The organism is Pseudomonas sp. B10(2017), assembly GCF_002113295.1.
GTDB lineage: Bacteria > Pseudomonadota > Gammaproteobacteria > Pseudomonadales > Pseudomonadaceae > Aquipseudomonas > Aquipseudomonas pudica.
The window spans coordinates 175,592-189,662 of record NZ_NEJU01000007.1; the positions used below are offsets into that span (position 1 = coordinate 175,592).

General features: G+C 61.2%; 12 protein-coding genes. 8 read left to right on the top strand and 4 right to left on the bottom strand.

All coding sequences use genetic code 11. The features are described from left to right. Positions 1-30: 30 nt before the first annotated feature. Together CAF92_RS11615 and CAF92_RS11620 are read right to left on the bottom strand one after the other, a co-directional pair. Entirely contained in the window at positions 31-825 is a 795-nt protein-coding gene (locus CAF92_RS11615) for an OBAP family protein (RefSeq protein ID WP_085600911.1), read from the bottom strand. Between the two features lie 385 nt (positions 826-1,210). Further along, complete coding sequence (locus CAF92_RS11620; RefSeq protein ID WP_085600912.1) at positions 1,211-1,903, bottom strand: DUF421 domain-containing protein; 693 nt, start codon at positions 1,901-1,903, stop codon at positions 1,211-1,213. A 406-nt stretch (positions 1,904-2,309) separates the two neighbouring features. Here CAF92_RS11620 and CAF92_RS11625 point away from each other — a divergent pair, with 406 nt between their 5' ends. After that, positions 2,310-3,158, top strand: coding sequence for an ROK family protein (locus CAF92_RS11625; protein WP_085600913.1), 849 nt, complete (start codon positions 2,310-2,312; stop codon positions 3,156-3,158). A 1,472-nt stretch (positions 3,159-4,630) separates the two neighbouring features. Here the strand turns inward: CAF92_RS11625 and paaX are convergent. Next, complete coding sequence (paaX, locus tag CAF92_RS11635; RefSeq protein ID WP_178081779.1) at positions 4,631-5,554, bottom strand: phenylacetic acid degradation operon negative regulatory protein PaaX; 924 nt, start codon at positions 5,552-5,554, stop codon at positions 4,631-4,633. 77 nt (positions 5,555-5,631) lie between these two features. Continuing rightward, a complete protein-coding gene (gene paaY / locus CAF92_RS11640) occupies positions 5,632-6,231 on the bottom strand; it encodes a phenylacetic acid degradation protein PaaY (protein ID WP_085600915.1) in 600 nt (199 codons plus the stop codon). Between the two features lie 354 nt (positions 6,232-6,585). Here paaY and paaF point away from each other — a divergent pair, with 354 nt between their 5' ends. The 7 genes from paaF (at position 6,586) to paaA (ending at position 14,054) form a co-directional block, all read left to right on the top strand. Beyond that, a complete protein-coding gene (gene paaF / locus CAF92_RS11645) occupies positions 6,586-7,359 on the top strand; it encodes a 2,3-dehydroadipyl-CoA hydratase PaaF (RefSeq protein ID WP_085600916.1) in 774 nt (257 codons plus the stop codon). A 34-nt stretch (positions 7,360-7,393) separates the two neighbouring features. Continuing rightward, positions 7,394-8,185, top strand: coding sequence for a 2-(1,2-epoxy-1,2-dihydrophenyl)acetyl-CoA isomerase PaaG (gene paaG / locus CAF92_RS11650; RefSeq protein WP_013972608.1), 792 nt, complete (start codon positions 7,394-7,396; stop codon positions 8,183-8,185). 2 nt (positions 8,186-8,187) lie between these two features. Further along, complete coding sequence (gene paaH, locus CAF92_RS11655; RefSeq protein ID WP_085600917.1) at positions 8,188-9,705, top strand: 3-hydroxyacyl-CoA dehydrogenase PaaH; 1,518 nt, start codon at positions 8,188-8,190, stop codon at positions 9,703-9,705. Then, positions 9,698-10,138 carry a hydroxyphenylacetyl-CoA thioesterase PaaI gene (paaI, locus tag CAF92_RS11660; protein WP_085600918.1) on the top strand — a complete coding sequence of 147 codons (441 nt, stop codon included), beginning with the start codon at positions 9,698-9,700 and terminating at the stop codon, positions 10,136-10,138. The genes paaH and paaI overlap by 8 nt, the downstream gene beginning before the upstream one ends. Beyond that, entirely contained in the window at positions 10,131-11,351 is a 1,221-nt protein-coding gene (pcaF, locus tag CAF92_RS11665; protein ID WP_085600919.1) for a 3-oxoadipyl-CoA thiolase, read from the top strand. The genes paaI and pcaF overlap by 8 nt, the downstream gene beginning before the upstream one ends. Before the next feature lie 121 nt (positions 11,352-11,472). Next, positions 11,473-12,792 carry a phenylacetate--CoA ligase PaaK gene (paaK, locus tag CAF92_RS11670; protein ID WP_046614151.1) on the top strand — a complete coding sequence of 440 codons (1,320 nt, stop codon included), beginning with the start codon at positions 11,473-11,475 and terminating at the stop codon, positions 12,790-12,792. A 272-nt stretch (positions 12,793-13,064) separates the two neighbouring features. Continuing rightward, positions 13,065-14,054: a 1,2-phenylacetyl-CoA epoxidase subunit PaaA gene (gene paaA, locus CAF92_RS11675; protein ID WP_085600920.1), complete on the top strand. Its 990-nt coding sequence runs from the start codon at positions 13,065-13,067 to the stop codon at positions 14,052-14,054. The last annotated feature ends 17 nt before the right edge of the window (positions 14,055-14,071 follow it).

Sequence of the window (14,071 nt, forward strand, 5' to 3'; positions counted from 1 at the left end):
CAATGGCGGAGCTATATACCTCTGAATTTGCTATTGGCTGGAACGGCTGTTGGTATTCGCCGGAGTCGATGTAGCGGGGCGGTGCAGATGCGCGCCAGTTGGATCGGTGATTTGAATGACGGTACCGTGCTGCCAGCCATCAGCCTGGGGATCAGCTTCAGGAATACGAATGTCAGCCCGCTCGGCTTTGGTTTTCGCAGCATCCACACCCAGGCGCCGATTGCGCTGTTCGACCATCGCCGGATCAGCCTGCCCATCTGCGGTAAAGCCCATCATCAACTGCGGCACACCCACCGGCAGCGCTTTGTCCTGATCGGTGTGCCAGGTGTGCCAAGTCTTCCCATAAGTACGCGCCAGGCGCTCCATCAGAGCATGCTCAGCAGGTACAGGAATGCCTGGGGCGACCAGTTGCCCAGAGGAGACCTCGTAACCATGGCTGTGCCACATCGCCTTCTCCTTGGGTGGTAATCCGGCAAAAAGCTTCTCGTCGATGATGTACTCGATGCCCATAATCTTAGCGTCCTTCGTATTGCCGTCGAAGATCACGCACTGGATGACATCCTCATTGAGGATCGAGCAGTAATGGTGAGCTTCCATCTGCACGTCCGGATGCCCGTTGTAGAAGTGAAAGCCATCCAGGTAGGCGTTGATGGCCTCAATGGGCGGCTTGGACTGCAGCGTCGCGGCGCCGGCTCCCAGCAGCTGGGTTTTACCAGACTCGGGCCTGCCTGGTGTTTCCACAGGAGACTTCGTTTCGGGAGCGGAGCAGGCCCACAGCAGAGTGCAGGCGAGGGGAAGGGTTATCGATTGGAATAGCTGTCGCATGAGAAAGGCTCTGGCTGGTGTCTTTAGAGGACAACCATGGCCGATGAAGCGGACAGACCAACGGACGAATGGCCGAGTCAATGGGGAATTGCGGGCAAAAGAAAGCCCGCTGCTAGGCGGGCAAGGGAGCTTCTATCACACGTAGGGATAGCTAACGTTTCCACATCGCATGTGAAAAGGACGTGAATAGTATCGGGGGAGGGCTATCGCAAATCGCTTGGATGAACCCAGTCTGTGTCAGCCGAATCCAGGCTTTGCGGGTTGCTCGGCGAGTCTACTCGCGGACGAAGCATTGATGTACGCCCACTGTGTCCAAGCTGACCAGCATTGGTAGGCTGGAGGCACGCCTTGGTGTTTAACCTGCCTGCATTCAAGTGGAGGTGGTCTAGCGGTTGCGTAAGGTATCCAACGCAGGTGACCATACGTTATGTCCGCAGCGCTTACACACGACGGAGTCCTGTGATTCATGGAATGTTGCGAATCCGCAGTTGACGCAACAGTGTAGGCCAGCATGCGGCGGTGCCAAGTACTCTGGACGATGTTCGACTGGCAGCACCGACAGCCCTGGCCGGGTGTCTTCAGGCCCATAGAAATAAAGACTGAGATCGCCATCGGTTTCCAGTAGGCCGAGTCGAACCTGGCCGAGATGCTCCACACCTTGTTGGCGCAGTTCCATGAAAAGCTCATTGGACGAGATGTTCAAATTCCGCAGCGAATGGATCTCGTACATGCCGTCCTTTACGACCGTGATGGGCAAACCATCGATCCAGGCCTCGCATGTTCTGCTGCGCCTCATCATGTAGACAGTACCGCGATAGAGCAGCAAAAGCGTGAGGAAAACCAATGCGACCGGGAGGAGTGGTACATCGTCGTAAAAGGTCACATCGCCTGCGGCTGAGCCCAAGGTGAGGATCACCACGAGCTCGAATCGGGACAGCTGTCTGATTCCACGTCGACCACTGAATTTCAGAAAGAAGAACACCGCAAAAAAAGCCGCTGATACGCGGAGAGCGACCTCTAATAGAAAGGTCAGCGGGAATTCGCCGATGAGCATCCTCTGCAGATCAAATGAAACCATTTGCTGTATTTCATCCGTTGCAATCTTTTTGTTATGGATTGACCGGCAATCCCTGATTTTGGTTCATCTGAAGGCGTCCGGGAGACAAGTACAATGCTCACGGGAGGGGCAGAAGCTCTTTCATGGCGCGGCCGATCGTATTCATGTGCAAGACTTGCAAAGGAAGTGCGCATTCGCGGGCACAAATGCTGTCAAAGGACGGGGAAATATGTCAGATGGTTGTTTTTTAGCGGTCAGCGTGTAACGTGACGCGGCAATCGTTGCGCCAGTGCACCCATTGTTCAGCGATCCCTAACGTGACTTACCAGTTCGTGAGGTGCCTTCAGTACACTATCGCGTACAACTAAATGATGAGCCATTCAAGCCCGAGACCTGAAGATGTCCACCCCAAACCAAAGGTATCGCAATGCACAGTACCCCTGAAGGGAATGAGATCATCATTGGCGCCGACTTGGGCGGTACTAAGCTACTGCTATTATGCGGAGCCTTTTCACGACGATTTGAAACTGGGCCCAGCTATACACCCGAAGACTTTTCCGCCCAGCTCCGCGCCTTCATAGATGATCTGAATCTACGCCCGACTCGTATTGGTATCGCGGTACCTGGTCTGGTCGCTTCCGACGGCGAGATCGTTAGCTGCGATGTCCTACCCAGCCTGACAGGCTGGCGTCCAGAAACCTCGCTCAAAGCACTTGGGTGCCAGGTGACAGTCATTAATGATGTAGAGGCGGCCCTGTTGGAAGAAATGCAGGATGCTAGCGATGATTTTACAGGTGGCGTGATCATGGCTGGCACTGCCATCGGCGCCGCATTCATGACGCACGGACGGAGGTTACGTGGTGTTAATGGCTGGGCTGGCGAGCTTGGGTACCTCCCGCTGCACATTGGTGGATCAGTTAAGCGGCTGGATGAAATAGCCGGTGGCGGCGCTATGGCCACCCTGCTTGGCATCAGTGGCGAGGCGCTCGCACGTTTGGCAAATGATGATGACCCTATCGCCATGGCAACAGTAAGGGCCGGGGGTGATGCATTGGGTCTTGGGATGGCCAGTATCATAAATTTGCTCAACCCCTCGCGCCTGGCAGTGGGTGGTGGGAGTTTGAAACTGAAAGGCTACTGGGAGGCTGCTTTGCTGACAGCCGAGACTCATGCCATTCCATCACTATGGAACGTGTGCATTGTCGAACGAGTGAAGTCGGAAGATTTCGTAGCGGTGCTAGGAGCTATCAGAGCAGCTCAGCGGCAAGACGCTTAGCCGAACCTACGTGAGCTCCCTTGAGCGCGGACTCAAGTCGCCGACGATTCAAAAAATTGAAGAGTTGGTCGGCCGCATGGGTATCTACCCACTCAGTTCGAGAATCGTGGAGCATTCCTGACTAACACTGCCGAAGACTGCAGGCAGGGAGCCTGGATGGAGGAGGGCGTAGTTAAATAATGCGGTATTGTCTCTCGGGTATAGCGAGCGAGGCGCGAGGATGGGCCTAGCCACGAGCAGCGCTAGCCATGCGAGGCCCCATCTATCTCCTCCTGTGCGGCTTGAACAACCGCGTCGGGGTCGTAGGATATGATGTCCTTCGGCAGCTTACCCCCCAAATACGAATTGGATGATTCGAACCACAAAGCCATGGCCCAGTCATTCATCCTGGTGGCCAGCACAGCGATGACGCGCTGCATTCCCTGGGCCGCAATGGCCAAGGTGCGTGCTTCGAGGGCGAAACGTGGAAAGTACTCCACACCCTCGTAGTTGATAGAGAAGATCGCGCGTCTAAATATCGGTCAGGAGTGCCGTCGCCGAGTTGCTCAGCCAACGCCGGCAACAGGGCATTTAGATCTGGCCAGGTAAGCCGGTCTTCGCAATCGGTTACGAACGGTCCCGGCGAATTTCGAGGGTAAAGGCTACGGGCTTGATTACTCAGTATCTTTTTTTGCGTCGACGCTTCTCATTTTCTTAGACCAGTCACAGGGGGCGTGATAGACGAAATATGAACGGGCGCTTCCAAATACGTCGTTTAACATAATACTCATTATGCGCTAGTCTGTATTTGGTCACCGGCCCACGAGTGAGGCACTTTGGGACCAGGGAAAGCTCCCTGGTCTAGATAATCTGTCCTGATCCATCGCTCGCTTACCATCACAAGCGCCGACATGGTGCCAGATGCGTTAGCCTTGCCTTTTGGACTGTTGGCTACCCTGAGTGCTTGAAAGAAACCTGGTACGGTCACCCTCGACTTTGTTTATCAGGACAAATCCAGCGCATGCATGACCACACTGACGACTAGCGCCTGTCAGTCAGCGCCATTGAGGTTGTCACGCTTCCCATCACCGGCAATCCAACTTCCGGTCGATCAGTTAACGCGGTCAATTGTAGGAGCGGCCTTGTGTCGCGATGGGCTGCAAGGCAGCCCCAACAATTCATGCGTCTGCTTTGAAACCTTGGGGCTGCTGCGCAGCCCATCGCGACGCAAGGCCGCTCCTACAAGGGCCCGCAGGATTGAGAGGACAGTTGTTTACATCTCGCGCAGACCTCAAGCCACGAACCATCCCTGTGGGTGCTGGCCTGCAAGTGATGTGATCAGTACAAGCGACAAAAGATACATGAGGACCGCGCGATACCTGAGGGCCAGGCATACCCCCCCCCATTTGCCATGCTGTATATGCAAATAAGGTATAACTACACTAAATACTCATTTAGCGTAGTTATATAGAACCCGCCTCTGCACCCAATCCTCAAACAAGCCCGCCAAAACGCCTGTAAAAGCCTTCATTCACATCCGGCAACGGCCCATCAGCCGTTTCCAGCGCTGCATTCAGCCATTCTTCCGCTTTGGCAAACACCAGCCGATAAAGGTTACGGCACAACTGTCGCGCGGCCCTTCCCTCCCAATCCCCAGGCAACAGCTCGTCCGGCAGTTGCGGGTCACGCAGCAGCAGCCGGCGGTATTCGTGAATCAGCAGCGTTCGTGCCAGGAAACAATCCTGCGCATCGAGCTCTTGCTGCTCTTTCAAACCTTGCCAAAGTGGCCTGAACAGCTGGATGAACTCGCTGTACTGCTGCCCCAGCTCGTCGATTCGCCAGCTTTCCCGAACCTGGGCGCGCATGGCCTTGGATGCCAGCACTTCCTGGGTGTGGGTTTCGAAGACGATGCTGTCGTCGCTCGCCTCCAGGTCACGCAAGGTGGTGGCCAGGTCGGCGCGGTCTGCCCGTGGGCAGCCCAGCAGGTTCGGCGCCATGGCCCCGAAGCCCTGCCATTCCAACTCTTCACGCAAAGCCTTGCGTTTGCCGGCCTCCAGTTGCGAGAGCAACACCAGCGTCCAGGCACCGTCCCAGGCTGGCTGGCTCGGGCTGTAGACCCGCTTGAAGGCTTTCTCGAACCGCCGGCGGCCCGTACCTGTCAGACTGTAGTAACTGCGGCGGCCGACCTTTTCGGCGGTGAGCCAGCCTTCCTTGGTAAGGCGGAAGATCGATGTGCGGATCAGGCGCTCGTTGATGCCGATCGGCTCCAGCAGGTTGATCAGGCTGCCCAGCCAAACGGTTCCGCCGTGGGGTTCGATGGCGTCGCCGTATAAAGTGATGATCAGGGAACTGGCGCGGATCGGCGTCTGTTCCTGGAAGCGGGTGATCAAGTTGTTCAGTGGGGCGAGATTGCTCATGGGCGAACTATGCGCGGTTAAAGCACCGACTATACCTGCGCGGCGTGCCGCCTGACCATTGCGCGACGCTGCCAGGCTCATGCCGATGCCTGGCCTTTGGGCCTGACGCCGGTGTCTTCCATGCGTGGGCGCTCGGGCTCGACCTCGGTCAGCGGCGGGCATTCGACCATGCTGTTCATGCAGCGTTGCGCCAGGTGTTGGTACTCCGCCGTGCCGCGTTGCTTCCAGGCCAGTTCCTGTTCGGTCAACGGGCGTTTGACCTGAGCTGGCGAGCCCATCACCAGGCTTTGCGCCGCACATTCGAAGCCCGCCTTGACGAATGCCGTGGCCGCGACAATGCAACGCGGTGCCACATGGGCACCATCCATCACCACTGCGTTCATGCCGATCAAGGCGTGTTCGCCCACGCGGCAGCCGTGCAGCACGGCACCATGCCCGACATGCCCGTTGCGTTCGACCACCGTATCGCCACCCGGGAAACCGTGCATCACGCAGGTGTCCTGCAGGTTGGCGCCCTCCTCCAGCACGATACGACCGAAATCCCCCCTCATTGATGCCAGGGGGCCGACGTAGCAACGAGGGCCGACGATGACATCACCGATCAGCACGGCGCTGGGGTGCACGTAGGCTGTCGGATGAACCACGGGCGTCAGGCCGTCCAGTCGATAGCAAGGCATGGCAAAGCTCCTGAAATGATTTCAAATGCGCCTTGATCTTGTATCACAATCTTGTGGTGCGTCAATCAGCATGGTCGTGTATCGCTTTTGCTGGAGTCATCGCGCTCCCATAAATTCAGCATTATGCGTTGAATACAGGGTGATGAAGCGATTCAACATCATGAAACCCTTTGCTGAGGCAGTTGTCACTCACGCAAAAAGAGATACATGAAACAATTTTTGATGTTGCATTGTTGTATCGCGTAATGCATATACTGGTTCCACCTGGACGTGATCCCGCATCACGCCCCTGCAAACAATTCCAAGAAATGCCGGCCCCACGATGTGCCGTGCGTGCAGCCAGAGGAACCCGACATGCCGCGATATCTCGATGTGCAGGCGCCCGACCACGGTGTGCTGCTCATTACTTTGCAACGGCCCGAGGCACTCAACGCCCTGTGCACCGAGCTACTGGCAGAGCTGGCCGCCGCGCTGGAAGCGGCCGGGCAAGACGAGCAGACCCGTGCGGTGGTCATCACCGGCAGCCGCAAGGCATTCGCCGCAGGCGCCGATATCCGCGAAATGGCCGAGCGCGATCTGGTCGGCATCCTCAACGACCCCCGGGTGGCCCACTGGCAAAGCATCGCCGCCTTCCCCAAGCCACTGATCGCCGCCGTCAACGGCTATGCCCTGGGTGGCGGCTGCGAACTGGTGATGTGCGCCGACATCGTCATCGCCGGCAGCGATGCCCGTTTCGGCCAGCCGGAAATCAACCTCGGCATCATCCCCGGCGCCGGTGGCACTCAGCGCCTGCTGCGGGCTGTAGGCAAGCCGCTGGCCATGCAAATGGTGCTGACCGGCGAAGCCATCACCGCCCGTCATGCCTTGCAGGCCGGGCTGGTCAGCGAAATCACCCAGCCGGAACTCACCGTCGAACGCGCCCTGTACGTCGCCCGCAGCATCGCCGCCAAGGCCCCGCTGGCGGTGCGCCTGGCCAAGGAAGCGCTGCTCAAGGCCGGCGATACCGACCTGGCCAGCGGCCTGCGTTTCGAACGCCATGCCTTCACCCTGCTGGCCGGCACCGCCGACCGCGACGAAGGCATCCGTGCCTTCCAGGAAAAACGCCAGGCCCGCTTCCAGGGCCGCTGATCACCTTTCCCTCGACTGACGGAGCGAGTCTGTCATGACTTTCCAGCACATCCTGTTTTCCATCGAGGACGGCGTCGCCCTCCTCTCGTTGAATCGCCCCGAGCAGCTGAACAGCTTCAATACCGCCATGCACCTGGAAGTGCGCGAGGCACTCAAGCAAGTACGCCAAAGCAGCGAAGCACGGGTGTTGTTGCTGACTGCCGAAGGCCGTGGATTCTGCGCCGGCCAGGACCTGTCCGACCGCAACGTCGCCCCGGGCGCCGAGATGCCGGACCTGGGCGAATCGATCGACAAGTTCTACAACCCGCTGGTGCGCACCCTGCGCGACCTGCCGCTGCCGGTAGTCTGCGCGGTGAACGGTGTGGCTGCCGGTGCCGGTGCCAACATTCCGCTGGCTTGCGATCTGGTGCTGGCGGCCCGCTCGGCCAGCTTCATCCAGGCCTTCTGCAAGATTGGCCTGGTACCCGACTCTGGCGGTACCTGGCTGCTGCCGCGCCTGGTCGGCATGGCGCGGGCCAAGGCCCTGGCGATGCTGGGCGAGCGCCTGGGCGCCGAACAGGCCCAGCAATGGGGGCTGATCCACCGCGTGGTGGACGATGCCGCGCTGCGCGACGAAGCCCTCACCCTCGCCCGACAGCTCGCCACCCAGCCCACTTACGGCCTGGCCCTGATCAAGCGCAGCCTCAACGCCAGTTTCGACAACGGTTTCGATGAACAGCTGGAACTGGAGCGCGACCTGCAGCGCCTGGCCGGGCGCAGCGAGGACTATCGCGAAGGCGTGAGTGCGTTCATGAACAAGCGCACGCCGGCATTCAAGGGGCGTTGATCATGAGCGCACTCGCAAGCAACGCTCAGGTGGCGGTGATCGGTGCGGGCGCCATGGGCGCAGGCATCGCTCAGGTTGCGGCTCAGGCCGGCCACCCGGTAAAGCTCTACGACAACCGCCCTGGCGCGGCAGCCCAGGCGGTGGCCGGCATAGAGCGGCAACTTGCCCGCCTGGTGGAAAAAGGCAAGTTGCCGGCTGCCGAACGGGAAGCCATCAGCGCCCGGCTGTGCCCGGTGGACCACCTCGAAGCCCTGGCCGATGCTCGCCTGGTGATCGAGGCCATCGTCGAGAACCTGCAGGTCAAGCAAGCGCTGTTCAACCAGCTGGAAGCCTTGTGCGCCACCGACTGCATCCTCGCCAGCAACACCTCGTCGCTGTCCATCACCAGCCTCGCCGCCGGGCTGCAGCGCCCGCAACAGGTGGTTGGCATGCATTTCTTCAACCCGGCACCGCTGATGGCCCTGGTCGAAGTGGTCTCGGGCCTGGCCACCGCCCCGGCCGTTGCCACGTGCATTCATGCCACCGCCCAGGCCTGGGGCAAGCAGCCGGTGCACACACGCTCCACGCCGGGCTTCATCGTCAACCGTGTGGCGCGGCCGTTCTACGCCGAGAGCCTGCGCCTGCTGCAGGAAGGCGCAGCCGATTGCGCCAGCCTCGATGCGCTGCTGCGTGATGCCGGTGGTTTCCGCATGGGCGCGTTCGAACTCACCGACCTGATTGGCCACGATGTCAATTACGCCGTCACCTGTTCGGTCTTCGATGCATTTTATGGCGACTTCCGCTTCCAGCCTTCGCTGGTGCAGAAGGAACTGGTGGACGCGGGCCGCCTCGGGCGCAAGACCGGCCAAGGCTTCTATAGCTATGCCGAAGGCGCCGAACGCCCGCAGCCAGCCGAACTGCACAGCCCCGCCATCGTCGACGCCTGCGTCGTCGAAGGCGACCTGGGGGTGATGCAGCCGCTGATCGAGCGCCTGCGCCAAAGCGGCATCGCCGTGACCCAGCGCGCCGGCAGCGGCTTGCTCCACGTGGGCGATGCCACCCTGGCGCTGTCCGATGGCCGCCTGGCCAGCCAGCGGGCCCGGGACGACGGCCTGCGCAACCTGGTGCTGCTGGACCTCGCGCTGGACTACACCACCGCCACCCGCCTCGCCATCAGCTGGTCGGCCGACACCAGCGACAACGCTCGCGACCAGGCGGTGGCCTTGCTGCGGCGTGCCGGCCTGAAGGTAACGGCGGTCGCCGACCTGCCCGGCCTGGTGGTGCTGCGTACCGTGGCGATGCTCGCCAACGAGGCCGCCGATGCTGTGCTGCAAGGTGTCGGCAGCGCCGCTGACATCGACCTGGCCATGCGTGCCGGCGTCAACTACCCCTGCGGCCCGCTGGCCTGGGCCGCGAACATCGGCATCCCCCACACCCTGCGCGTGCTCGACAACCTGCAGCGCAGCTACGGCGAGAGCCGCTACCGCCCTTCCCTGCTGTTACGCCGCTGCGAAGCCAAAGGAGGCACCCTGCATGACTGAAGTCGAACTGGCACAAGCCTGTGCCGAGGCCATGTACGCCCGCGACCAGGCCACCCAGGGCCTGGGCATCCGCCTGCTGGAAGCCGGCCCGGGCCAGGCGTGCCTGCGCATGCTGGTACGCGCCGACATGATCCAGGGGCATGGCACCTGCCATGGCGGTTTCCTGTTCGCCCTGGCCGACTCGGCATTTGCCTTCGCCTGCAACAGTTACGACCAGGCCACTGTCGCTCTGGGCTGCAGCATCGACTACCTGGCCCCGGCGCTGCGCGATGATGTACTTACCGCCCGCGCCAGCGAGGTCAGCCGCAAGGGCCGTACCGGCCTTTACGATGTCCGCATCGAGAACCAGCGCGGTGAGCTGGTGGCGATGTTCCATGGCAAGTCCTACAAAGTGCGCGGCACCGTGCTGGCGCAGGAGACGCAAGATGACTGAACACACCCTGGCCGATGCCTTGATCATCGACGCCGTGCGCACCCCCATCGGCCGTTATGCCGGGGCCTTGAGCGGCGTGCGCGCCGATGACCTGGCCGCCATCCCGCTCAAGGCCCTGATCCAGCGCCACCCCGAGCTGGACTGGAAAGCCATCGACGACGTCATCCTCGGCTGCGCCAACCAGGCTGGCGAGGACAACCGCAACGTCGCGCACATGGCCAGCCTGCTGGCCGGGCTGCCGATCGAAGTGCCCGGCACCACCATCAACCGCCTGTGTGGCTCCGGCCTGGACGCCATCGGCAATGCAGCCCGCGCCCTGCGCTGCGGCGAAGCCGGGCTGATGCTGGCCGGCGGCGTGGAGTCGATGTCACGCGCACCGTTCGTCATGGGCAAGTCGGAGCAGGCGTTCGGCCGTGCGGCCGAGCTGTTCGACACCACCATCGGCTGGCGCTTCGTCAACCCGCTGATGAAGGCAGCCTTCGGTACCGATTCGATGCCGGAAACGGCCGAGAACGTTGCCGAGCGGTTCGGTATTTCCCGCGCCGACCAGGACGCCTTTGCCCTGCGCAGCCAGCACAAGGCCGCCGCCGCCCAGGTACGTGGGCGCCTGGCACGGGAAATCGTGCCGGTCCAGATCCCGCAGCGCAAAGGCCCGGCCAAAGTGGTCGAGCACGACGAACATCCCCGCGGCGATACCACCCTGGAGCAACTGGCCAGGCTGGGTACCCCGTTCCGCGACGGCGGCAGCGTGACCGCCGGCAATGCCTCCGGGGTCAACGATGGTGCCTGCGCCCTGCTGCTCGCCAGCAGCGCTGCCGCGCGTCGCCATGGCCTGAAGGCCCGCGGCCGCATAGTCGGCATGGCGGTGGCAGGGGTCGAACCACGGCTGATGGGCATCGGCCCGGTGCCGGCTACCCGCAAGGTGCTGGAACTTACCGGGTTGTCGCTGGCCGACATGGACGTCATCGAGCTCAACGAGGCTTTTGCCGCCCAGGGCCTCGCGGTGCTGCGCGAGCTCGGGCTGGCCGACGACGACGAGCGGGTCAACCGCAATGGTGGTGCCATCGCCCTGGGTCACCCGTTGGGCATGAGTGGTGCACGCCTGGTCACCACCGCATTGCACGAGCTGGAAGAAACCGCCGGACGCTACGCCTTGTGCACCATGTGCATCGGCGTTGGCCAGGGCATCGCGATGGTCATCGAACGCCTCTGAGCGGCTGGGACCATCGGCTTGTTACCGAACCGAACGCAGCCGTATATGCTGCTTCCATGACACTCACCGCACGGCCTGCAACCGGTGCCGCGCGGCGTACAAGAACAATTCGAGTGAAGCTATGAACATGTACCATGATGCCGATCGTGCTCTGCTGGACCCGATGGAAACCGCCAGTGTCGACGCCTTGCGCCAGCACCAGCTGGAGCGCCTGCGCTGGAGCCTGAAGCACGCCTATGACAACGTGCCGCTGTACCGTCAGCGTTTTGCCGAATACGGCGCCCACCCCGACGACCTCAAGTGCCTGGAAGACCTGGCGAAGTTCCCCTTCACCGGCAAGAACGACCTGCGCGACAACTACCCCTACGGCATGTTCGCCGTGCCCCAGCAAGAGGTGGTGCGTCTGCACGCCTCCAGTGGCACCACCGGCAAGCCGACAGTGGTGGGCTACACCCAGAACGACATCGACACCTGGGCCAATGTGGTCGCCCGCTCGATCCGCGCCGCGGGCGGGCGCAAGGGGGACAAGGTGCATGTCTCCTATGGCTACGGCCTGTTCACTGGCGGGCTTGGCGCGCATTACGGTGCAGAGCGCCTGGGCTGCACGGTGATCCCCATGTCCGGTGGCCAGACCGAAAAGCAGGTGCAGCTGATTCGCGACTTTCAGCCCGACATCATCATGGTCACCCCTTCCTACATGCTCAACCTGGCCGACGAGATCGAGCGCCAGGGCATCGACCCGCAAGACCTCAAGCTGCGCCTGGGCATATTCGGCGCAGAGCCGTGGACCGATGAGCTGCGCCGCTCGATCGAGCAAAGGCTGGGCATCGATGCCCTCGACATTTATGGCCTGTCGGAAATCATGGGGCCAGGAGTGGCGATGGAGTGCATCGAAACCAAGGATGGTCCGACCATCTGGGAGGACCATTTCTACCCCGAGATCATCGACCCGGTCACCGGCGCGGTGCTGCCGGACGGCCAGCTGGGCGAACTGGTGTTCACCTCGCTGAGCAAGGAAGCGTTGCCCATGGTGCGCTACCGCACCCGCGACCTCACTCGCCTGCTGCCCGGCACCGCCAGGCCGATGCGGCGGATTGGCAAGATCACCGGCCGCAGCGATGACATGCTGATCATTCGCGGGGTCAACGTGTTCCCGACCCAGATCGAGGAGCAGGTGCTGAAAATAAAACAGCTTTCAGAGCTTTATGAGATTCATCTGTATCGTAATGGCAACCTGGACAGTGTCGAGGTGCATGTGGAACTGCGTGCGGAGTGCCAGCAACTCGATGAAGGCCAGCGCAAGCTGTTGACCGGGGAGCTGACCAAGCAGATCAAGACCTATATCGGCATCAGCACCCAGGTGTGCCTGCAGCCCTGCGGCACCCTCAAGCGTTCCGAGGGCAAGGCCTGTCACGTGTTCGACAAACGGTTGGCCAGCTGATTCATTCGGCTGCCTTTTTGGCCCCGGCATCGTCCGGGGCTTTTTTTTGCCTGAGAGATCGGGGCGCTTTGCGCCCCTTTCGCGACGCAAGGCCGCTCCTACAGGGTAACGCAATCTTCTGTAGGAGCGGCCTTGTGTCCCGAAAGGGCTGCACAGCAGCCCCCTTGGCCCTTAAAGCGATACACAAATCTTATTTGATACACATAAAACTGTTTGACGTTATGTTTTGTATCGCTTACAAATGACTCATGCCTTAGCAGGAGTCGGAACACATGTACGCACAGCTAGTGGAAACCGGAGTCAAGCGCGTCAAGTCGCTGGAAGAGATGTCGCCCGAGGAGCGCAACTTCCAGGAAAAGATCGACGCCGAAATCAAGATCGAAGCCAAGAACTGGATGCCCGAGGCCTATCGCCAGACCCTCATCCGGCAGATCTCCCAGCACGCCCACTCGGAAATCGTCGGCATGCTGCCCGAAGGCAACTGGGTCACCCGGGCCCCCAGCCTCAAGCGCAAGCTGCAGCTGATGGCCAAGATCCAGGACGAAGCCGGCCACGGTCTGTACCTGTACAGCGCCATGGAAACCCTGGGCGCCGACCGTGACGAAGAAATCGCCAAGCTGCACAGTGGCAAGGCCAAGTACTCGAGCATCTTCAACTACCCCACTCTCAGCTGGGCCGACATGGGCGCAGTGGGCTGGCTGGTCGATGGCGCCGCCATCGTCAACCAGGTGGTGCTGCAGCGCACCTCCTACGGCCCGTATTCGCGCGCGATGATCCGCATCTGCAAGGAAGAGAGCTTCCACCAGCGCCAGGGCTACGAAATCCTCCTTACCATGATGCGCCACGGCACCCAGGCCCAGCGGGACATGGTCCAGGACGCGATCAACCGCCTGTGGTGGCCGGCACTGATGATGTTCGGCCCCAGCGACGAGCACTCCCCCAACAGCGCCCAGTCCATGGCCTGGAAGATCAAGCGCCAGACCAACGATGAACTGCGCCAGCGCTTCATCGACCAGACCGTGCCGCAGCTCGAACTGCTCGGCTGCACCGCCCCCGACCCTGAACTGAAGTGGAACGCCGAGCGCGGCCATTACGACTTCGGCGAAATCCAGTGGGACGAGTTCTACGAGGTGATCAAAGGCAATGGCCCGTGCAACCAGGAACGTGTCGCCACCCGGCGCAAGGCCATCGAGGACGGTACCTGGGTACGCGAGGCCGCCGTGGCCTACGCGCGCAAGCAACAGAACAAGAACGCCGCCTGAGCGGCGATTGATGCGGA